Source organism: Paenibacillus sp. LS1, from assembly GCF_026013365.1.
Lineage (GTDB): Bacteria > Bacillota > Bacilli > Paenibacillales > Paenibacillaceae > Paenibacillus.
In genome coordinates this window covers 797,799-819,635 of record NZ_JAPDOE010000001.1, presented here as the reverse complement: position 1 = coordinate 819,635, position 21,837 = coordinate 797,799, and the positions used below count along the sequence as shown (strand labels likewise).

At 45.3% G+C, this 21,837-nt stretch carries 16 protein-coding genes and 1 riboswitch; of the genes, 11 read left to right on the top strand and 5 right to left on the bottom strand.

The features are described from left to right. The first annotated feature begins 109 nt into the window (after nt 1-109). Together OM416_RS03340 and OM416_RS03335 are read left to right on the top strand one after the other, a co-directional pair. Nucleotides 110-601, top strand: coding sequence for a Fur family transcriptional regulator (locus OM416_RS03340; RefSeq protein ID WP_036613667.1), 492 nt, complete (start codon nt 110-112; stop codon nt 599-601). Between the two features lie 125 nt (nt 602-726). Next, nucleotides 727-3,066 carry a type IA DNA topoisomerase gene (locus OM416_RS03335; protein WP_264926991.1) on the top strand — a complete coding sequence of 780 codons (2,340 nt, stop codon included), beginning with the start codon at nt 727-729 and terminating at the stop codon, nt 3,064-3,066. Nucleotides 3,067-3,095: 29 nt separating this feature from the next. On the opposite strand, the gene OM416_RS03330 is transcribed toward OM416_RS03335, so the two are convergent. Together OM416_RS03330 and OM416_RS03325 are read right to left on the bottom strand one after the other, a co-directional pair. Continuing rightward, nucleotides 3,096-3,860: an HAD family hydrolase gene (locus OM416_RS03330; protein ID WP_264926989.1), complete on the bottom strand. Its 765-nt coding sequence runs from the start codon at nt 3,858-3,860 to the stop codon at nt 3,096-3,098. A gap of 49 nt (nt 3,861-3,909) precedes the next feature. Next, entirely contained in the window at nt 3,910-4,830 is a 921-nt protein-coding gene (locus tag OM416_RS03325; protein ID WP_264926987.1) for an ArsR/SmtB family transcription factor, read from the bottom strand. Nucleotides 4,831-5,221: 391 nt separating this feature from the next. Here OM416_RS03325 and OM416_RS03320 point away from each other — a divergent pair, with 391 nt between their 5' ends. The 5 genes from OM416_RS03320 (at nt 5,222) to OM416_RS03300 (ending at nt 10,750) form a co-directional block, all read left to right on the top strand. After that, the gene (locus OM416_RS03320) at nt 5,222-6,412 is read left to right on the top strand and encodes an MFS transporter (protein WP_264926985.1); all 1,191 of its coding nucleotides are present in this window, start codon (nt 5,222-5,224) and stop codon (nt 6,410-6,412) included. Between the two features lie 83 nt (nt 6,413-6,495). After that, nucleotides 6,496-7,221 carry a phosphonate ABC transporter ATP-binding protein gene (locus OM416_RS03315; protein WP_062834868.1) on the top strand — a complete coding sequence of 242 codons (726 nt, stop codon included), beginning with the start codon at nt 6,496-6,498 and terminating at the stop codon, nt 7,219-7,221. A 22-nt stretch (nt 7,222-7,243) separates the two neighbouring features. Then, on the top strand, nt 7,244-8,563 hold the full coding sequence (locus tag OM416_RS03310) for a hypothetical protein (RefSeq protein ID WP_264926982.1): 1,320 nt from the start codon (nt 7,244-7,246) through the stop codon (nt 8,561-8,563). Then, nucleotides 8,556-9,254 carry a response regulator transcription factor gene (locus OM416_RS03305; protein WP_017688086.1) on the top strand — a complete coding sequence of 233 codons (699 nt, stop codon included), beginning with the start codon at nt 8,556-8,558 and terminating at the stop codon, nt 9,252-9,254. The genes OM416_RS03310 and OM416_RS03305 overlap by 8 nt, the downstream gene beginning before the upstream one ends. Beyond that, nucleotides 9,251-10,750 carry a sensor histidine kinase gene (locus tag OM416_RS03300; protein WP_264926976.1) on the top strand — a complete coding sequence of 500 codons (1,500 nt, stop codon included), beginning with the start codon at nt 9,251-9,253 and terminating at the stop codon, nt 10,748-10,750. The genes OM416_RS03305 and OM416_RS03300 overlap by 4 nt, the downstream gene beginning before the upstream one ends. A gap of 128 nt (nt 10,751-10,878) precedes the next feature. Here OM416_RS03300 and OM416_RS03295 read toward each other — a convergent pair whose 3' ends face one another. Then, nucleotides 10,879-12,105 carry a glucose-1-phosphate adenylyltransferase gene (locus tag OM416_RS03295; RefSeq protein ID WP_319951886.1) on the bottom strand — a complete coding sequence of 409 codons (1,227 nt, stop codon included), beginning with the start codon at nt 12,103-12,105 and terminating at the stop codon, nt 10,879-10,881. 193 nt (nt 12,106-12,298) lie between these two features. Here OM416_RS03295 and glgB point away from each other — a divergent pair, with 193 nt between their 5' ends. Further along, on the top strand, nt 12,299-14,305 hold the full coding sequence (gene glgB / locus OM416_RS03290; RefSeq protein WP_264926974.1) for a 1,4-alpha-glucan branching protein GlgB: 2,007 nt from the start codon (nt 12,299-12,301) through the stop codon (nt 14,303-14,305). Next, the gene (gene glgA, locus OM416_RS03285) at nt 14,302-15,744 is read left to right on the top strand and encodes a glycogen synthase GlgA (RefSeq protein WP_264926972.1); all 1,443 of its coding nucleotides are present in this window, start codon (nt 14,302-14,304) and stop codon (nt 15,742-15,744) included. The genes glgB and glgA overlap by 4 nt, the downstream gene beginning before the upstream one ends. Nucleotides 15,745-15,867: 123 nt before the next feature. On the opposite strand, the gene OM416_RS03280 is transcribed toward glgA, so the two are convergent. Together OM416_RS03280 and OM416_RS03275 are read right to left on the bottom strand one after the other, a co-directional pair. Then, nucleotides 15,868-17,649: an alpha-glycosidase gene (locus tag OM416_RS03280; RefSeq protein ID WP_264926970.1), complete on the bottom strand. Its 1,782-nt coding sequence runs from the start codon at nt 17,647-17,649 to the stop codon at nt 15,868-15,870. Between the two features lie 239 nt (nt 17,650-17,888). After that, on the bottom strand, nt 17,889-19,064 hold the full coding sequence (locus OM416_RS03275) for a M20 family metallopeptidase (protein WP_264926968.1): 1,176 nt from the start codon (nt 19,062-19,064) through the stop codon (nt 17,889-17,891). Nucleotides 19,065-19,247: 183 nt separating this feature from the next. Between OM416_RS03275 and OM416_RS03270 the strand changes: the two genes are divergently transcribed. Both OM416_RS03270 and OM416_RS03265 read left to right on the top strand, forming a co-directional pair. After that, nucleotides 19,248-20,711, top strand: a complete 1,464-nt coding sequence (locus OM416_RS03270) for an ABC transporter permease subunit (protein WP_264926966.1) — start codon at nt 19,248-19,250, stop codon at nt 20,709-20,711. After that, nucleotides 20,698-21,420 (top strand): amino acid ABC transporter ATP-binding protein, encoded by a 723-nt coding sequence (locus OM416_RS03265; protein ID WP_017688094.1) that lies wholly within the window; start codon nt 20,698-20,700, stop codon nt 21,418-21,420. Before OM416_RS03270 ends, OM416_RS03265 begins: the two co-directional genes overlap by 14 nt. A 220-nt stretch (nt 21,421-21,640) precedes the next feature. After that, nucleotides 21,641-21,836: riboswitch (cyclic di-AMP (ydaO/yuaA leader) on the top strand. Nucleotide 21,837 lies beyond the last annotated feature (1 nt).

Here is a 21,837-nt window from a genome sequence, read left to right as displayed (position 1 = left end):
AAAGATTTATTATTATATTATAATGATTATAAATAAGGATTCACTGAAACCAACAATGAGTACGATAAAAGTAAAAACTAATGAATATAAACCGGAGGTGCGACCTGCTATGGCAAGTAACCGGGACAAGTCCATTTCAGAACAGATATTTCACATTAAAAATCAATTGGTTGAAAAAGGATATAAGTTAACACAACAACGGGAAGTTACTGTACGTGTATTGCTTGAACATGAGAAGGATCATTTTAGCGCAGAAGAAGTATTTCTTCTGGTTAAGGAGCAGTTCCCTGAGATTGGATTGGCTACCGTATACCGAACTCTCGAACTGCTGAGTGACCTTCAGGTCGTTGAAAAGATTAACTTTGGCGACGGTGCTGCGCGTTTCGATCTGCGAAGTACGGATGGTTCCCATCACCACCATCACTTGATCTGTACAGAATGTGGCAAAGTAGAAGAGATTATGGAAGATGGTCTACTTCGTTTGGAACAACAAATTGAGCGTCAGTATGGCTTCGCTGTCACAGATCATCGTTTGGATTTTCAAGGTGTATGCAAAGAGTGCAGACAAAAGCATGTACTTAAAGAACAGGCAGCAGGATAATTCAATTCGGGAGGGTGCTCCCGAATTCAAAATCTGATATAATGAGTATCAGAAGCAAGGGGCTTCCGTCGGCGGAAGGCCCCTTTTTGCCGTCATGCGGACGGTGAAGGAGGAGAGATGGACGGATGAAGACACTGGTTATAGCGGAAAAACCCGACATGGGTCGAACCATTGCCGCCGTCATAGAACCAAGGGCCAAGAACAATCGCACGTATCTGGAGGGTGAGCATTACATCATCACTTGGGCGATTGGGCATTTGCTTGGACTGGCTGAACCGGATGCCTATGATACGAAGTACAAGCGCTGGAACATAGCGGACCTGCCGATCATACCCGATCAGTTCAAGATTGTACCCAATCCGAGAACAAAAGATCAGCTCAAAATGATTGGAGAACTGGCAAAACGTGCTTCAGCGATCGTTAATGCTTGCGATGCAGGGAGAGAAGGGCAGTACATCTTCGCCCTCATTCAGCAGCAACTGAAGCTACGTCAGCCTGTAAAGCGTCTATGGATATCGGATTTGACAGCAGAGAGCATTAGACGTGGTTTTGATGGTCTGAAGGATGCCTCTGAATTTGAAAATCTGACCCATGCAGCTCGCGCCAGAAGTGAAGCCGATTGGCTGATCGGTATGAATGCCTCACGGGCGTTTACAACCCGTCATAATGCATTGTTGTCTGTAGGTCGTGTGCAGACGCCAGTACTGGCGCTAATTTATGATCGGGAAATCGAGATTGAAGCATTCCAGTCGCAGACCTTTTATGAAGTGGCCGCCTGGTTTCGGCAGGAAGGTGTCGAGTACCGGGGGCTACGTCAAGGCGATAAGCTGACCGATGCCGAGACAGCAGAGGCTATTGCAGCCAGTGTGAAGGGCAAGACTGGGCGGATTACCAAATACGAAGCGAAGCAGACGAAGGAGTATCCGTATCGTTTGTATGACCTGACCCTTTTACAGCGTGAGGCTAATGCCAAGTTCGGATATGGTGCCAAAAAAACACTGGATATTGCGCAGGCCTTGTATGAAAAACACAAGGTGATTTCGTATCCACGGACGAACTCCAACTATGTTACAGAACAGAATATCGAAGGTATGCACAAAACGCTGAACCTGCTCAAAAATGGTACCTATAGTGAGCTTGCGCAAGGGGCAAAGCCAGAGCTTGTTCATAAAAATAATAAAGGGGTATGTAATCCGAGCAGGGTTGAGGATCACCATGCGATCCTGCCTACATTGAAGCGACCAGGTACCTTATCCAAGGATGAACAGAACATCTATGATTTGATTGTAAGACGATTCTTGTCTCACTTCTATCCTCCGGCAGAGTATAAACAGCATACGGTGCTCACCGAAGTAGAGAAACATCAGTTTAAGACATCTGTCAAAGAACTGTTGTCCCTCGGATGGAAAGTGGTTCTCGGTTCCGGAGATCAGGAACAGGGTAGCGCAGGCAAGAAGAAGACCAAGAAAAACGGCAATGAAGAAGAGGAAGCCGAGGAGTGGACGGATAAGGCTTTTGCTGTACAACCTGACTTGCCTGTTCAATGTACGAAGAGTGAGTTCAAAGAGAAGGCGACCCAACCTCCCAAAAGTTATACCGAGGGAACATTGCTGAAAGCGATGGAAAGTGCAGGCAAGCAGATCGAGAATGAAGAGCTGCGAGATGCGATGAAAGATAGTGGTCTGGGTACTCCGGCTACACGAGCGGCTACGATTGAACGCCTTAAAAACGTAGGTTATATTACGCTGCAAGGGAAGAAAATGCAGTTGACGCTCAAAGGCAGAACGGCTATTGAATTGATTCGCCGTGCGGGCGTAGATCTGTTAACTTCACCTGAGATGACCGGGCAATGGGAAAGAAGGTTATATCAGATTTCCAAAGGTGAGGCAGGTCAGGACAAGTTCATGGAGAACGTCAAGAAATTCACCTTGTCTATTATTGAAAAAGTGCGTGTACAAGCTCCCGCTCCAGCAGATGCTTTTGGAGAAGATTCACGCGCAGGTAGGGGGAAAGGCAATGGAGCCAGAACCCAAGCCGGAAATACGAGGACATCTGCTAAGACAGCTAGTAGCGGTTCAGCTGTAAAAACAACTCGTCAGACTTTGGTATCTTCGTCCAGAGCTGGTAGTGGGAAAAGCACGACCACCAAGGCCTCGTCCTCAACTGCGAGCCCATCTGGAGCGAGAGAGTTACTTGCACCCTGTCCTTCTCCCGGCTGTACAGGCCAGATCATAGAGGGTAAGAAGGGCTACGGATGTTCACGTTTCAAGGAAGGCTGTTCGTTTGTGGTTTGGAAAGAGTATGCGGGCAAAAAAATCACCAGTACGATGTTGAAATCGCTGATTGAGAAGGGGAGTACGCAAGTGCTGTCTTTCAAACGAAAAGACGGGAGTACGGTGAAGGCGCGTATTATTCTGCAGGACGTAGTAACAGGCAAGTTATCTGGTGAGAAGCAGGATGCTTGAACTTAGTTAACCATAAAGCAAAAGGACCCTTATCCAAGGGTCCTTTTCTGTTGCTGCTGTTGTATGTTTTCGTGTATGACTTTTGGGACCTCTTCCAGTGCAGTGATGGTATACATCGAAGTTTCCGGATTAGGCTGAAGTTCTACGATGTTATATTGCCATTCATTTGGCTGTTTGATATATATGCTATGAATTCCGGCTTTTACCGCGGGCATAATGTCTGTCCGTAGTGAGTTGCCAATCATCCATGTTGCACGACGATCAAACGGACCGTTAGACAGAATACCTTCCAGTGCTTCGATGTTTTTGTGTTGTCGGATATAGATCCGATCATCAAAATAAGCTGAGAGCTTCATCTGATCAATCTTCCGCTGCTGGATTACGGTTTCACCGCCGGTATATAAATAGAGGGAATGTCCTGCACCTTTGAGATTCTCAAGCGTTTCAACCATATGAGGGTAGGGCTCAACCGCTTGGTCGTACACACTCATGCCCAATTTACTCAGATAGGATTCTTCTCTGGGAGAAGTTAATCTGGCGAACTTGCCAGAGAAGTACCGATAGGTATCAATCAGAGATTGCGGGAAGTGATGACTAGCGAATCCAAGCTTGTTCACTCCTGTGACATCGATCTCCAGCTGTTTTTCGCGAATCTCTTGCGTTGTCAGAGAATGTCCATCAAACCACTCTTGCATATTTTCGAAGAATTCACCCAAAATCAGGTTAAAATACTTGTTGCAATATACGAGTGTATCATCAAGGTCAAACAAAATATGTTGCTTCATTATTTTCATGTTCTAACTCACTCCTTGTAGCCAGCAACTCCACAATGGTTCAACTAAATTATATGCGAATATAGGATTCCAGGAACATATTCAATTCAGATACACCATCCGGTCGAATACTGTATTTCTCTTTACGATTACTTCCGAGCAGATGGGTGCGTAGCAAGCCTGCGATGCGCAGTGCCATCACCTGATCTTTGACCGTGTCTTCGTCTTTACCCAATTCTTCACACATCTCAGCGAGGGATTTGGGTTCATCCGATACGTAACGAAGCAGGCGAAGCCTTTCGGGATCAGCCAGTGCATGGGTGAAACGTAAAAGACATGTTGGCGGCTGGTCTTCATTCTCTTCAGGTGCATCTACGGGATACTGCATGATCATCATACCCTCATAGAAGCAGTACATATTAATAGGACGATTGTGCACCGTTGGGAAGAGGATGACTTCGTTCAGTCCAGGCATCGGTTCAACAAGAACGCCGGCTGTAGCATATTCAATAAGCAGTTCAGATCCCATTTTATCAAGCAAAATGCGTTTTTCTTCGGCATCTTCTTCCAACCATACACGCTGATCTTCACTCATATTCTGACAGTAGTGTTGATCCCATAGTCGCAATAATGGGACATAACTGTTCCGAATGCGCGTAGATTCTTCTATTGTAAGAGCGGGCAAAAGGGGAGAGACCCGTGCATACAGGTCTTCCGCTGTCATTCCGGCAAGCATGTCCAGAAAATCACGATTCTCCGATGTATCATTTTGATATGCTGCCCATGCAAACAAGACATCAAAATCATCAAATGGCCAAGTGGCAGCAGGTGCGAGCGCAGCTCGAACATTGGAACTTAGTTTGCCTTCCACTTCCAGAATCCATTCAGGACCAATATCCAGGTGCTGAATCCATTTTTTCGTGACATAAACCAGAAAGCTGTTAAGCATTTCATATATCGGTGAAACATCAATTTTAACATGATAAGCCATAATGTTGCAGAATCCTCCCGTCACATCTAAATGTACGCAGCGACTTAAGTACGATTAGTGCGTGTTCAAAAAGTCTGGTTTTCAGTACCAAGAAGATGGAATGAAGATAGAAATGGAGTAGCGGAGCGTAGGAAAACTACGTGAGCAACGGACATTTCGGCTGAATTTCATCTTCGAAGCTGATGATGCCACTAGGCATGATTCGTAATCAAAAGTGAACTTTTTGAACAACCTCTATTATGGCTTGTTTTGCAGGGCGTTGTCCACTATAATGTTCAAGTCCGGGGCAAAGCCCCGATCCATGAATAGCAGTTTAAAACCATATGTATACCATACGAAAGTCGTCAGCGATGGCGATTTTTCTTTGTGTGCTCGCAGGAGGAATGAATTCGTGTCATCGATTACTCGTCCCAAACTATCACACTCGACAGCCAATTATCTGATTTTGATTACGGTTATTGTGGTAGCGGGAATTAGCCAGGGGCTTCTGCTGCCTGTGCTTTCGATTTTTTTGGAGCAAAAAGGGGTTTCACCAGGGTTAAACGGATTAAACGCCGCCGCGTTGTACATTGGCTCTTTTGCCATGACTCTAATTGCGGAGCGTCTATTGGGAGCACTCGGGTTCAAAAAGCTGATTGTGGGTGGCCTGATATTGGTCATGGTCCCTTTAATATTGTTTCCGTACTTGCCGGATATTAAAATATGGTTCATTTTGCGTCTGATCGTTGGAATAGGAGACAGCGCACTTCATTATGCGGCTCAGCTCTGGGTGCTGCTCGTTACTGTACCTGAAAAGCGTGGACGATACATATCGCTATATGGCATGTCCTACGGTCTGGGATTCAGCATTGGTCCACTGGGCATCAAATTGCTTGGATTCGGTGATGCTGTGCCTTTCTGGGTGTTATTCGTATGTATTGCCGCAGTGCTTTTACTGGTACTAATGAAGCTTCCGGATACGAAGCCGGAAAAAGCAGAACATGGCCAACTGCCCGAACGCCGCTTCCGTCGTAGTCTGGCATGGGCTTGGTATGCACTGTTACCGGCACTCTTATACGGATATATGGAGGCCGGTATGAACAGTAACTTCCCCGTATACGGCTTGCGTATTGGATTCGACACCAATCAGATTTCCTCGTTGCTTCCTTTTATCGGAATTGGAGGTTTGTTCCTTCAATTGCCTCTGGGTATGTTGAGTGACCGATATGGGCGAAAGAAGATATTAATGTTTGCAGGCATCAGCGGAGGAATTATCTTCATGCTGGTTCCAATCGCAGGTACGCATTTCTGGTGGGCGCTTGTATTGTTAACGATCGCAGGTGGTCTGGTCGGTTCATTTTTCTCACTGGGTCTTGCCTATGCCGCAGATATTCTGCCTAAAGCGTTGCTACCTGCAGCTAACGTCGTAGCGTCCTTTCATTTCACGATTGGAAGCATTATTGGACCGAATCTGGGCGGTCAGATGATCAACTGGATTTCACCCGGAAGCATGTTCACGTTGCTGGGAATCATGTACCTTCTTTTCGGCGCGGCCGGTATATTATTTCGTCGTAAACCTGAGTTCGAATCTGTGTTAAAATAGAAGCTGGTGTTCGCATGGAAATTGATGTCCATTTCCGAGTACACTAGTGATAGGGAAAAACATGGACAAGAGGAGACATCGCGATGATCAGAGTAGAGAACTTGAGTAAATCCGTTGGTGTGGACCGCGTTCCCGTTCTACGGGATATTCGATTTGATATGCAACAAGGTGAGATGATTGCTGTAGTTGGCTCAAGCGGTAGTGGGAAAAGCATGTTGCTCAAATGTCTGGCCATGATGGAGAAATGGGATTCCGGCCGATTTACGGTAGATGGTGCCGAGATTTTGAAAGAAGGCTGGTCAGGAAAACGGAAAATTAAACGGGAATGGGCATACTTGGAACAGAATCCAGAATTATTTCCTAGACGTACAGCGCTTAAAAATGTACTAATCGGACGATCGGGTCAGACTCCCGTATGGAGAATGGTAACCGGTATGGTACGTTCTGATGATTATATGGGTGCGATGGATTATCTCGAAAACTTGGGATTACTTGATAAAGCACATCAGATCGCAGAGAAGCTGAGTGGTGGTGAAAAGCAACGTGTTGCCATTGCAAGAGCGCTTGCTCATGGTGCCAAAGTGGTTCTGGCTGATGAACCTGTGATTGGTCTGGATCCTCACACAGCAGATTCGGTTCTGGAAACACTGCGAAAATTATGTGAAGAAGAACGTGCAACAGTCATTGCGGTATTGCCTATTGAGCTTGCTGAGAAACATGCCACACGGATCTGGGGATTGGCAGACGGCAAGATTGCTTTTGATATTCGTGGACGCAGACTGACACAGCAAGAAAAAAACCAGATTTAAACTATTGAAAAGAGTGATGAGATTGTTTAATTCACGGTGGGGACGCTTCATTGCAGCAGGAACTATGGCGATTGTGCTTGGTTCTGTTCTAAGCGGATGTACAGTCATAAGCGACCCCAAGGGTTTGATGAGAAAACCGATGATGTCCACAGATAAGGAAAAACTATACAACGTGGTTCAGGTTAAACTGCCGCCAGAAAGCACGTTGATTCGTCCCAAGGACATGAATAATACCAGTATGATTCGAGTGGAAGACCTGAACGGGGATGGGACTCGGGAAGCGATTGTTTTTTATGAGACGCCGAATGAGAATGTGCGAATCCATGGCATGATTTTGGAAGAGCAGGGGGGCACATGGGTTAAAAAACTTACATTTGATGTGCCGGGAAATGAGCTGCAATCCTTTAAAGTATTGGATATTACGAATGATGGTAATCCCGATATTATACTTGGGGTTAGTTTACAGGAGCAAAAAGCGTTGACTGCCTATTCGTACAAGGGCGGGGCATTGGAACAGGTTCTGGGTGGAGTCCCGTATAATCAATATATCATTGATGATGCGCAGGGAAATACGCTGGATTTGAGTGGGGATGGCAAGAGTGATTTTGTGATCATTTCGCTGAACAACAGCGGCTTTGCAACCATTGCGCTATACCAGTATGAAGATGGCAGTTTCAAGGAAGTCGATCGGGTACAGACGGATTATACGGTTAAAGAAGTTTATAATGCTCTGGGCGGAGAGATCGCAGAAGGACAAATGGGCATTGTACTGGATGCAGAGCTTGATGATCGGAGTTCCTTCTCACAAATTATGTATGTTAAGGATAACAAGTTAGTCAATGCTTTCAAATCACCGGATCAAACGTATAGAGATGACAAAATTTTAAGCGGTGATGTTGATAATGATGGTATTATTGAGTTTGGACTCAAAGAGACTCCGAAGGGTTGGGAGCATTACGTTTTTGACTCTCGGTTGTGGTTCTATACCTATTATCAATGGGATGGCAAAGACGGCAAGCAATTTGTCTCATTCCAATTCCGGGATGATGCCGATTTATTTCATCTAAACCTCAAGCCAGAGTGGTACGGTAAAATCACTATTGATACCAAATCGGAAAAGGAAAAATATATTCGATTTAAAATGATTGATACGGACGAAACCGTGGCAGAGATCAAATATTTCACCCTTTCCCAGTGGGATCAGGAGAAGGGTAAAAGCTGGAAGGAAATTACGCGCACCAAAGATCGGGTTATTGCTTCACGAGTAGCACAATCAGAGGCGGGTAAAGATGCACTGAGTAATACTTCTCAGCTGAATAGAAAGGGAGAACTTAATGAGTAAAGTACTTATACTTGAGGATGAAGAATCCATCCGCAGTTTTATAGTGATTAATTTAAAGAGAAACGGATTCGAAGTACTTGAAGCGGGTGACGGTCATGAAGCGCTTCGCATACTGCAAACCGTACCGGATATTGATCTGGCTCTGCTGGATGTCATGGTGCCAGGTATAGATGGATTTGAGGTCTGTCGACGCATTCGTGAAACCAATGAACGCCTGGGTATTATTTTTTTGACAGCGAAAGTTCAGGAACAGGATAAAGTATACGCACTCTCCGTTGGTGCAGATGATCACGTAAGCAAGCCTTTTAGCCCAACAGAGTTGATTGCGCGTATTCAGTCTTTGTTACGTCGTGTGAACGTGCATCGGGAAACTGCGGCGAAGGTTACCTTCCAGTCCGGGCCATTTTCACTGGATCTGATCTCCAAACAGTTCAAAAAACAGAATGAAGCCATTGAGTTAACTCCAACGGAGTTTTCCTTGATTCAGTTTTTTCTGGAAAAAGAAAATACACCGCTCAGCCGCGATGTGTTGTTAGATCACGTATGGGGCAAAGAGTACATGGGTGATCCCAAAATTGTGGATGTCAACATTCGTCGTCTTCGTCAGAAAATTGAGAACAATCCTTCCGAGCCCGAATACCTGCAGACTGTATGGGGTCACGGGTACAAATGGAAGGGCCGGGAGCAATGATTAAAAAAGGCATTACACGGCAGATCGTACTACATTATTTCTTTGTAGTTTTTCTTGCTCTGCTGTTGGTCGAATTCGTATTTATGTTGGCAGTACAAAGGTATTATTATGAAAGTATCTACAATACGATTAGTACCCACATTTCCAATTCAAAGGACTTTTTTGAACCGATCGCCCGTGAGAATAATACGGAGGACGGCAATAATCTGTCCAGACTAATTGTGAATTTGGCATTGTCCAATACTGAATTGGAAATTTTGGATCTGAACGGGCGCGTATTGGCGAGTTCGACGGCTTTTGAATCTGACCGTGCTGTGTTGCAAACAAGTGATATTATGCAGGCTTTGAACGGGGATATGGGACGCTGGATTGGAAGACAACCAGGTACTGGAGAATCCGTCTTGGCCGTTTCACACAAGTTTGATCTGGGCGGCGAAAATACTTATGTTATTCGATATCTGACATCACTCGAGGATGTGAACTCCAAGCTGCTAAATATGGGATTGCTTGCCGCTGCGGTCGGTGTTGCTGTGCTTGCGATTGTCTTAATTATCAGTATTGGTATGGCAAACTCCATTGTGCGTCCAATCAATAACATCACTGCAGTATCTGCTCAAATGGCCAGGGGACGGCTCGATGTCAGGGTTAAAGGAAACTATAAGCACGAACTGGGCGAACTGGCATCGACGCTTAACTTCATGGCACATGAAATTGTGCGCAGTAATCAGATCAAGGATGATTTTATCTCTTCGATTTCACATGAATTAAGAACACCTCTGACCAGCATCAAGGGCTGGAGTGAGACACTGGACTCAGGCGGTTATGATCCGGAAGAAACCCGTATCGGGATGGGCATCATTTCCAAGGAAACCGAACGATTGATTGGACTTGTTGAAGAGATGCTGGATTTCTCTAAATTACAGCAGAATCAGATGAAGCTGGTCAAAGGAACCGTCAACATTCGTGAAATTGTACAGGAAACGATGTTGAATGTCTGGGCCAAAGCGGAACAAAAACAGGTTCATCTTAAGTTGGAAACGGATGAGACTCGTGCTTATAATGTCCATGGAGACGGGAACCGACTGAAACAAGTCTTCCTGAATGTTGTGGATAATGCGATCAAATTTTCACACGAAAATTCTTGGATCTTCTTGTCCGTCAAAGAGGAGAATGGTCAGATTATAGCAGCTGTTCAGGATACGGGTATCGGTATCAGTGAGGAGCACCTAATTAAAGTGCGGGACCGCTTCTTCCAGGTAAATCATCAAAACGGGGGAACCGGACTGGGGCTTGCGATTACGCAGGAACTGGTGGAACTGCATGAGGGAACCATCACGATGCAGAGTGAACTTGGAACAGGTACAACAGTTACGGTTACATTACCCGCTGTGGCTGAGGAGATGGGTACAGAGGAATCTGTAATTGAGTCTGGTGATCCTGAAGTCAACGAAGAGCAAACAGCAGGCGATGTGAAATTGGATATAGAAAAGTCTTAAGATTTCAAAAGATAAGAGACTTTTCTACGTGATGATCAAACATGCATGCTCCATAACATTCATATCAACACCAAAAAAGGCGAGCCATCCAAGGCTCGCCTTTCTCATATGTGTATATTTATATTTATTTATGAAGAAAGCTCACCAGCGCGCAGACGCCCACTTTTTTCATATACTTCTTTTAATATACGGACAGGTTGTGTACGGACAGCCGGCTTGGCAGAGATAATCTCGTTAGGCCCCACGACAACAATTTCATCTGCCGTACCCTTCACAATGGCACCGTCTTTGATTATTGCACCTTCACCAATGATGGCACGTTCAATGTGAACGCCACGGCCTATGCGTGCGTTAGGCATAACCACACTGTCTTTAACCTCAGAGCCTTTACCCACTTCAGCACCGCAGAAGATTACAGAACGTTCCGCACGACCTTCGATGGCACAAGAGTCGTGAATCATGGAAGTCACATGTTCAATCTTCGTATGTCTTGCTTTGTAAGCACTTGGCTTGGAGCGCCAGTCGCGAGTAAACATCGGCCAGTTTTCTTTTTGAAGACTCCAGTCTTCCTCGTTATAGAGCAGATCCATATGTGCATCCCAAAGACTTTTAACCGTACCTACATCTTTCCAATATCCATTAAAGTTATAGACAAAGAGGGGGTTATTCTCGTTCAACATCTGAGGAATAACATCTTTACCGAAGTCATGACTGGATTCAGGGTTAACCGCATCTTCCAAGAGATGGCGTTTCAGGTATTCCCATTTGAACATGTAAATACCCATTGAAGCCAGATTACTTTTTGGTTCAGCCGGTTTCTCGGCAAACTCGGTTACACGCAGATCAGCATCTGCAGCCATGATCCCAAAGCGATGTGCTTCATCCCATGGAACTTCCATAACGGAAATCGTTGCTGCGGCATTATTGGCCTGATGAGCCTCCAACATTTCGCGATAATTCATATGATAAATGTGGTCACCCGACAAAATTAGAACATTTTCGGGGTTTTGTTGGTCAATATAGTCGATATTTTTATAAATAGCATCCGCCGTTCCCAAGTATTCGTCATTTCCTGTATGATAAGATGGAAGCAAGGAGATTCCTGCCTCACTAGAGTTACCATGTCCCCATGGTTCTCCTCCACCGATATGATCATGTAATGAATCCGCTTGATACTGCGTTAGTACACCTACAGTGTCGATCCCTGAGTTAACGCAGTTACTGAGAGGAAAATCGATGATCCGGTAGTGCCCGCCAAACGGTACAGCGGGTTTTGCGATACTTGAGGTTAAAGGGGCTAATCGCTTCCCTTCTCCTCCCGCCAACAGCATAGCGATGCAATCTTTATTAAACATAATCGTTTCCCTCCCAAAATATTGTGCATTGTAGTACATCATTAACGCAAAGTAGAGCAAATGAAACTATTGTTACTGTAAAAATTCAGAAAAAATACAACATTTTCTAAACCACCGCATTTTTCTTTTCAACTTGGCTAGAATGGGGTAATGGTAACTGTTATATCTATTTTTTTGAAAAGAAGGTGATCTCTTGGCCATTCAACCGTTGGCACACCCGGAGATACTGCCGGAGCATATTTATTTATTTCATGAAGGTAACCTTCATCACAGTTATCGAATGATGGGCGCACAGCCTGAGACTTGCGATGGCCGTCAGGGGTATCGCTTTACCGTATGGGCACCAAATGCCGCACAAGTAGGACTGGCTCTGGACCGTAATGATTGGAAAGGCGAACAGGAGCCTTTATATAAGATACCCGAATCAGGATTTTGGAGTCGTTTTTTTCCGGAAATCAGTGAAGGAACTTTATACAAGTTCCGTATATTAACGGAAGATGGAACAGAATTGCTCAAAGCGGACCCGTATGCGTTCCAAGCGGAGGTTCGACCTCAGACAGCCTCTGTGACCAGTTCAATCGAAGGTTACAAATGGAATGATGGAGCATGGAGACGTAAACAACGTGCCATGTATAACAAACCTCTACATATTTACGAAATGCATATGGGAACCTGGAAGCGCAAAGAAGATGGTAGCCTCTATAGTTATTGCGAGATGGCTGACTTGCTCGTTCCTTACTTATTAGAAATGAAATATACACATGTCGAGATGATGCCTCTCAGTGAGCATCCCTATGACCTTTCGTGGGGATACCAGAACACAGGATTCTACGCCCCAACGAGCCGTTACGGGCAACCTAAAGATCTGATGTATCTTGTGGATACACTGCATCAGGCTGGAATAGGCGTACTCCTGGATTGGGTGCCTGCGCATTTTGCCAAAGACGCTCATGGGTTACGTATGTTTGATGGAACGCCTTTGTATGAGTATGCAGACCCGATGTTAGCGGAGAAGCCAGGCTGGGGTACACTCAGCTTTGACTACTCGAAACCTGAGATTCGTTCCTTTCTGATCTCCAATGCATTGTATTGGATGGAGATGTATCATTTTGACGGACTGCGTGTTGATGCGGTTACGAGTATGCTTCGGCTGGATTTTGAGAAGCAGCCAGGGCAATATCGTACCAATGACGAAGGTGGTCTTGAGAACAAGGAAGCTGTAGCCTTTTTGCAGCAGTTAAATGAGACAGTGTTCAAGTATTTCCCTTATGCATTGATGATGGCTGAGGAATCCAGTGCATGGCCAATGGTGACGTTGCCTGTAGATGAAGGTGGTCTGGGTTTCAACTACAAATGGAACATGGGCTGGATGAATGATACGCTGGATTACATGGAATCTGATTTTCATGAGCGTCCTTCCAAACATCATTTGCTGACTTTCCCGGTCGTATACTCCTTTGCTGAAAATTATGTGCTACCTCTGTCTCATGACGAGGTGGTTCATGGCAAAAAGTCGCTCCTCGACAAGATGCCAGGAACCTATGAACAGAAATTTGCCGGCATGCGTGCTTTTCTGGGCTATTTTATGACTTTCCCAGGGAAAAAGCTGTTGTTTATGGGTGGAGACTTTGGCCAGTTCATCGAATGGAAAGATGAGGATCAACTGGATTGGTTCTTGCTGGATTATGACAGTCACCGCAATTTGCATAAGTTTGAGCGTGAGCTGTCTAACCTGTACTTGAGCGAAAAAGCTTTGTGGGAGCTTGATCATTCCTTGGACGGTTATGAATGGATCACTCCGGATGATCAGGACCAGAGTGTCATTTCATATGTACGCAAAGGAAAAAAACCTGCGGATACACTCCTTGTGCTCATTAACTTTCAGCCGGTCAAGCGGGAGCGTTACCGGATTGGTGTCATGCGTCCCGGTATGTATACCGAAGTTCTGAACAGTGACCATTCCGTTTACGGCGGTTCAGGCATAATTAATGATATGCAGCTGCCTACCGAAAAGATTCCTTTTCATGGGCAACCACATAGTCTCGAATTGGTTTTGCCTCCGCTGAGCATCGTGATACTAAAAAAGAACACGCGCCGGAAAACGGATGATTTGTCTGCGAGTATTACTTCCGTCAGTTCAAAAACAAAAAGTAAAAATGAAAGCAACACGCTGAAACCGAAGAGGAGGACGAAGGCATGAATATTCTATTTGCTGCTGCTGAAGTACATCCATTTATCAAAACAGGAGGCCTTGCTGACGTCATCGGTGCTCTTCCGTTCGCATTGAAGAAGGGCGGGGCAGACGTGCGGGTGATTATGCCTAAATACAAGGGAATTCCCGATGAATATAAAGACGCGTTGCAGCCCGTAATTACAACAGATGTGCCTCTTGGCTGGCGAAGACCCTATTGTGGAATAGAAATGCTGGTTCATGATGGGATTCCAGTATATTTTGTGGATAATGAGTATTATTTTGGGCGTGACGGGGTGTATGGATATATGGATGATGGCGAGCGCTTCGCCTTCTTCAACCGTGCAGTGCTCGAAGTTTTGCCACAGATTGAGTTCAAACCCGACGTGCTGCACAGTCATGACTGGCATGCGGGGATGATTCCTTTGTTGCTTGAAGCTCATTATCGACACGATTCATTCTATAGTGAGATACGTACAGTATTCACCATACATAACTTGTTGTACCAAGGGGTATTCCCGCATGAGTTATTCAGTGAAATCCTTGAGCTGGACGATCGATATTTCACCGTGGATGGGGCCGAATATTATGGTAACGTCAATTTCCTGAAAGCAGGAATTGTGTACGCAGATCATGTGACCACCGTGAGTCCTACGTATGCAGAGGAAGTACAGATTTCCTATTACGGTTATGGTCTGGACGGACTGCTCAGTTCACTTGGAGATCGGTTCAGCGGGATTGTGAACGGAATTGATACCAAGAGCTACAACCCGGCAACGGACACGAAGATTCCTGTGAAATACAGAACAAGTCTGTCCAAGAAAACGGAGAACAAAATTGAGCTGCAAAAGGAACTCGGACTTCCTGTTCGACCGGATGTACCTCTCATGGTCATGGTCACAAGGCTCGTGGACTCCAAGGGGCTTGATCTGGTCTGCCGCATCCTGGATGAATTGTTGTATTATGATGACATTCAATTTGCGGTACTGGGTACAGGGGAGCAGGCGTATGAACACTGGTTCCGTGAAGCTGCGAATCGTTATCCGCTCAAAATGTCTGCTCAGATTAAATTTAACGATGGGTTATCCCGCCGTTTCTATGCAGGCAGTGATATCTTCCTGATGCCATCGAGGTTCGAGCCATGTGGTATTAGTCAGCTATTGGCTCTGCGGTACGGCAGTGTGCCTCTCGTAAGGGAAACAGGTGGCCTGAACGATACCGTACAGGCATATAACGAGTTTACCGGAGAAGGGAATGGCTTCTCATTCACAAGCTTTAACGCACATGACATGATGAATACCATTCGGCGTGCGGAGGAGATTTACAAACAGCCGGAACACTGGAAGAAAATTGTGAAGAATGCAATGGGCGGAGAATATAGCTGGAACGTATCGGCTGAGGAATATATGAACATCTATCGCCGGATTACGATCGAACCTGTAAATTAATGCAACTGTGAATGAGTCACAGCATATGATGCTGTGGCTTTTTCATCCCATTAAAAAACACTTCCATGTTCAGAATGAATGTCATTCATCTGAGACGTTAGAAGTGTTTTTCTTTTGCCATGATTATGCTTGGATTGAATGATGAAAATGGATGTTCGCCGGATCAAGCTGCCTGTACAAAATACGGTACCCATAGGGGTCGAGCTTAATATTCATTAATCCATCGGTTGGGGATACAGGCTCTTCAGTTAATGCATCCTTCCAGTCTTTCGTTTCCATGGGATGTGAGAGCGTACGATCTTGAGGTGTATTGTTCATCCATACGGTAAAGTGAAGGTTGTCATCCACACGCTCGTACACGATACAGGGGTCATTGTGATCAGCCTTGAGGAATCGGAAGCGTCCTTTGCGCAGGGCTTCATTGCTTTTGCGTAAATCAATCATCAGACGATAAAAATCATAAAGTTCTCTGTCTTGTTTGGCCGGGTCCCATTCCATGCATTTTCGACAATCCGGGTCAGCATCACCGCTAATCCCAACTTCGTCGCCGTAGAAGATACAAGGTGTACCGATATAGGTGAAAAGAAATACAACCGATAACTTTAATCGGCGTTTGTCTTCCCCTAACCGGGTGAGCAGGCGAGGGGTATCATGGCTGCATAGCATATTGAAGATGACCTCATTCGTTTGTTGCGGGTATCGCATAATCAATGAACCCATTTCGTTGGCAAAATGATAACCATCCATTGATCCACAGAAGAACTGAAGCACTTTGTCGGCAAAAGGATAATTCATGACGGAATCAAATTGATCCCCCATAAGCCAGGTCAAGGAATCGCTCCATACTTCACCAACAATATAAGCTTCGGGATTCGCGGCCTTAACAACCTTACGAAAATCACGCCAGAAATGGTTGTCCACTTCATTTGCTACGTCCAGACGCCACCCATCCAGCTTGATTTCCTTGATCCAGTACTCAGCCACATCGAGTAGATATGCCTTAACCTCAGGGTTAGCTGTATTGAACTTGGGCATGTTGCCATAGAACCCAAACGTATCGTAGGTTGGGATACCGTCTATGATCTGAACCGGATATTCGTTGATGTGGAACCAATCGGCATACATTGAGTGTTTTCCATGTTGGAGTACGTCTTGAAAAGGAGGGAAGTCTTCGCTGCAATGGTTAAACACCGCGTCCAACATGACGCGGATACCCAGGCGATGACATTCTTCGGTCACTTGTTTGAGCATGGCGTTATCACCGAAATGGGGGTCGACTTTTTTATAGTCAATGGTGTCGTATTTGTGGTAGGAATTAGCCTGGAATAACGGGGTAAAGTAAATGGCGTTCACGCCAAGTTCAGTCAAGTCATGCAGATGATCCAGCACACCTTGCAAGTCTCCACCAAAATAATTGTCCAACTCCGGTTTGTCACCCCAGTCATGGATTCCTTGAGGATTCAGCTTGGGATCTCCATTGGCAAAACGCTCAGTCATGATCTGATAAAAGACGGCTTCTTTGGCCCACTCGGGCACCTTAAACACATCGATCTCATGTATATAAGAGAATTCATAATATCCTCCGGTTGGATAGGGGGCCTCATAATGAATGCCGTTATCCGCGAGGAAAACATCTTCGGAACCGGCGGTTATCCGAAATATATAGGTAAGGCGTTTGAATTGTGGTTTGACGGCAGCCTCCCAATAATCAAACATGCTATCGGCAGCAGCCTTTTCCAGTTGAATTTCCTTGTAGGTTCCGTTCCAATTGTACTTATCTCCGGTCAGTGCAGTCACATATTGCACATCATTTCGCTTGGTTCGTACGCGTAGATGTATGGTAGACGAATCATAGGCATAGGCCCACTTGTCACGAGGAACATGATACATGGCTTCGATTAGCATGACAGCACCTCCTGAGTATAGGATAAGTTATAGCTATAAATAACCAAGTTAGCCAGCAAATGAACCACAATTCCTGTAATAAAATGTATTATTTTCACTGTTTTCAAGGGTTTCTTTCACAGCATCTCCAGCTTCTTACTGAATATACTTACAGCTAAATCAAGAAAAGGGGTGCCTTGAACAAGCTTGAAATTTCAAGTTTGTTCAGGGCACCCCTGTATAGCATGTTGATGCGAATCTTAGCGAATAACTTGCTCGAACTCTGTGCGGATGGATTGAAGCAGCTCCGGCTGGCTCAGGACGTCGTAGGCTGTTGTAGCGAGTGCCTTGGCTCCCAGAATCATGCCGTCCAGCGCACGTTCTTGGAGTGCAAGATCACGGAAGGCTATGGAGTGCAGTGTATGCACCTCATCCACAACACGGATGTAGGGATGGATGGCAGGACATTTTAGGGAAACGTTACCGATGTCCATCGAGCCATGATCGTTACCGCTCACAATTTCTTCTTGCGGGATGCCGAGTTCCATCAGATTTTGACTAAACACAGCTGAAAATGCTTCATTGGTGACCATCTCGTCGTAGGACGTTTCATAGTTGGACGTCACCAGCTTGCAACCAGTCTGTAGAGCAGATCCTTCAGCAATCTGAATCACATGCTCCGTGAGGATATTCAGTTCTTTTCGGGTTGCTGCACGTACATAAAATTGGGCTGAAGCGTAGTCAGGAATGATGTTTGCCGCCTGACCTCCGTTGTTGATCACACCATGAATGCGAACGGTGCTTTTCACTTGTTGTCGGAATGCGTTGATCCCGTTGAACGTTTGAATGACAGCATCAAGTGCATTAATGCCTTCGTGCGGACTTGCAGCAGCATGTGAAGAGCGGCCATGGAATTCAAATTGAACAGCATCAATAGCGAGTGAGCTGCCGGACTTTTCGTAGGCATAATACGGATGTGCCATGAGAGCGACATCGCAGTCATCGAACAAACCTGCTTCCGCCATCGGAACTTTAGCACCGCGCGTCTCTTCAGCGGGGGTACCGAACACTTTAATGGTTCCACCTACTTCATCCAGAATGGATTTCAGCCCAACAGCAGCTCCAAGACTCATCATGCAGATTAGATGGTGACCACAGGCGTGACCGATCTCTGGCAAAGCGTCATACTCACACAGTAATGCGATGGTAGGGCCGGGTTTGGTGGCAGAATAGGTTCCGATAAAAGCAGTGTCCAGTCCGAGAATGGGAGCCTCTACCGTGAAACCGTGGAAGACCAGTTCTTCTTTCAAACGGGCAGAAGCGAGATACTCTTCATTTCCCAGTTCGGGGTTGGCACCAATATATGATGAAATGGCTTTAAAACGGGAAGCATATTGATCAATAACCGTCAGGATCTGTGATTTGTTAGATGTCATTAGTAAACTCCTTATGCAAAAATGAAAATAATTCATTGATTATATCATGTTTGCTTTATTTTTTCAGAAACAAGTCAAGATTTGTATTGTCAAAATGCATTGCATAATCATGCATTGTACTTTATAATGACTCAGTCATCAACATGAGAAGCATACAAAGTATTGTAAGGGGAGAGAAAAAGGTTGAAATTGATTAGTCGTTATACCATGATGCTGTTGACCTTTGTTATTCTGCTGACGACTGCCGTTCCTGTGGCACTTGCAAGTGGAACCACAGATAATTCAAGCAGTAAAAAGCTGGTGCTCGGTACAAGTGCCGATTTTGCACCATATGAATTCCATAAAGTGATTAATGGCAAAGATGAAATCGTCGGTTTCGATATTGAGATCGCCAAAGAGATTGCCAAAGATCTTGGCGCTGAGCTTGTGATTGAGGATATGGGCTTCGACGGTCTTCTGCCTTCATTGCAGAGCGGGCGTGTTGATCTGGTAATTTCAGGTATGACGCCGACGGATGAGCGGAAGAAAAGTATCGATTTTTCCGACACCTATTATAAATCAAAACAAGTGATTATGGTTCGCAATGCGGATAAAGACAAATATCCGACCATGGCAGAACTTGAAAATGCGAAGATTGGCGTTCAGAAAGGCTCCATTCAGGAAACGATCGGACAGAGTATTCCAGGAGCGAAGCTTACTGCGCTTGATAAAATCTCAGATATCGTGCTTCAACTGCAAACGAAACGCGTTGACGCGGCAATTGTTGAAGATACCGTTGCTGCAGGTTATCTGGACGATATCATTGGACTTGCTGCTGCGGTTCCAGACGAAGAGCAAGCAGAAGCGGCAATCGGGATTCGTAAAGGTAATACCGAGCTGCTAGCTGCAGTAAATGGAACACTGGAGCGATTGAAAAGTGAAGATAAAATCAATCAGATGGTGACAGACGCCAGCCTCTTGATGGCGGATAAAGCGAACAAATCACAAAATATTTTCCAAGTATTCTGGGAGTACAAAAGTTTCTATGCTACAGGTGTAGGATACACGCTCCTGTTATCTGCACTTGGTGTAATATTTGGGGTTATCATCGGATTGATCATCTGTTTGTTCCGTTTGCATGACGCTGCAATCTTGCGCTGGATCGGTACGGCTTATGTTGAAGTTATCCGTGGTACACCGATGCTGGTACAGCTGATGATTATCTACTATGGTATTTCCTTGACGTTTGGAATTAATTTCTCTGCTCTTCAAGCGGGTATTCTCACACTTTCCATTAATAGTGGTGCCTATCTGGCGGAGATTTTCCGTGCAGGTATCCAAGGTGTGGATCGTGGTCAGTTGGAGGCAGCGCGTTCCCTCGGAATGGGCAGAGGGGCAGCAATGCGTTACATTATATTGCCGCAAGCCTTCAAAGCTGTATTACCAGCGATCGGTAATGAATTCGTGACTATTATCAAAGAATCCTCCATTATCTCCGTTATCGGTATGGTGGATATTATGTATCAGGCTAGCGTGGTCAAGAACATTACGTTCCAAGGGTTGAGTCCGTTTCTAATTGCAGCAGCCATCTACTTTGTAATGACGTTCATTTTGTCCAAGCTGCTGGGACGACTGGAAAGGAAGTTGAGTGCAAGTGATAGACGTTAGACAATTACACAAATCTTATGGTAATAACGATGTACTTAAGGGCATTAACGTGACGATTGGCAAAGGTGAGGTTGTCGTGGTTATCGGTCCTTCCGGTTCGGGTAAAAGTACATTCTTGCGTTGTCTGAACTTGTTGGAACAGCCTACCTCGGGTGAGATTGATTTTGAAGGCGTGTCAATCACAGACCCCAAGCACAACATTAATGCAACTCGTGAAAAAATGGGCATGGTGTTTCAGCATTTCAACCTGTTCCCACACAAAACGGTACAGCAAAACATCACAATTGCTCCGATTAAAGTGAAGAAGCAATCGACTCAGGAAGCGGAGAAAATTGCTGCTGATCTGCTTAATACGGTGGGCCTGTATGATAAAAAAGATACATTCCCGAATCAGCTGTCTGGTGGACAGAAGCAGCGGATCGCCATTGCAAGAGCATTGGCCATGCAGCCGCATGTAATGCTGTTTGACGAGCCTACTTCGGCACTCGACCCCGAGATGGTCGGCGAAGTGCTGGATGTCATGAAACGTCTTGCAGAAGGCGGTATGACGATGGTTATCGTAACGCATGAGATGGGTTTTGCACGTGAAGTGGGAGACCGAATCCTGTTCATGGATGGCGGAGTTATTGTGGAAGAGGGAACACCTGATGAGGTGTTTGGAGCACCGAAAAATTCACGTACACGTGATTTTCTTGCTAAAGTACTCTAAATGAAATGATTTAATAGCGTTACTGACTTCGAGTCGGTAACGCTATTTTTTGTGCGTAATAATCATTTATAGATTTGCAAAAGTAACTTTTCTGTTACCAAATATAAAGGGATCGGATCGCCCAACTTTTCTGAAATATCCAGTATATTCTTACATATGATGACAGGCTAAAAACCATTTGGTAAGAATTACTACAAGTTCAGGTTACAAAATTGTGATATATTGAACTCTGCCGAAACTTCCGGACAGGGAGTGTGGGGGATGTAACGATGCAGATCGTGCAGGGGGAAGATCTACGGCACACTGCTTGGGGTGAATTAGGGGTACATAACGTTTCAAACGTAACGAAGAACCTATAGGGTGGCTCCTCATCCGAATCCGACAACTAACTTCGCAGGCATAATGAGGGAGGAAGAC

Coding starts and splice junctions, on each gene's coding strand:
- OM416_RS03340 (WP_036613667.1), top strand. CDS start 110: ATGGCAAGTAACCGGGACAAGTCCATTTCAGAACAGATATTTCACATT.
- OM416_RS03275 (WP_264926968.1), bottom strand. CDS start 19,064: ATGACATCTAACAAATCACAGATCCTGACGGTTATTGATCAATATGCT.
- glgA (WP_264926972.1), top strand. CDS start 14,302: ATGAATATTCTATTTGCTGCTGCTGAAGTACATCCATTTATCAAAACA.
- OM416_RS03295 (WP_319951886.1), bottom strand. CDS start 12,105: ATGTTTAATAAAGATTGCATCGCTATGCTGTTGGCGGGAGGAGAAGGG.
- OM416_RS03280 (WP_264926970.1), bottom strand. CDS start 17,649: ATGCTAATCGAAGCCATGTATCATGTTCCTCGTGACAAGTGGGCCTAT.
- OM416_RS03300 (WP_264926976.1), top strand. CDS start 9,251: ATGATTAAAAAAGGCATTACACGGCAGATCGTACTACATTATTTCTTT.
- OM416_RS03325 (WP_264926987.1), bottom strand. CDS start 4,830: ATGGCTTATCATGTTAAAATTGATGTTTCACCGATATATGAAATGCTT.
- OM416_RS03305 (WP_017688086.1), top strand. CDS start 8,556: ATGAGTAAAGTACTTATACTTGAGGATGAAGAATCCATCCGCAGTTTT.
- OM416_RS03315 (WP_062834868.1), top strand. CDS start 6,496: ATGATCAGAGTAGAGAACTTGAGTAAATCCGTTGGTGTGGACCGCGTT.
- OM416_RS03335 (WP_264926991.1), top strand. CDS start 727: ATGAAGACACTGGTTATAGCGGAAAAACCCGACATGGGTCGAACCATT.
- OM416_RS03330 (WP_264926989.1), bottom strand. CDS start 3,860: ATGAAAATAATGAAGCAACATATTTTGTTTGACCTTGATGATACACTC.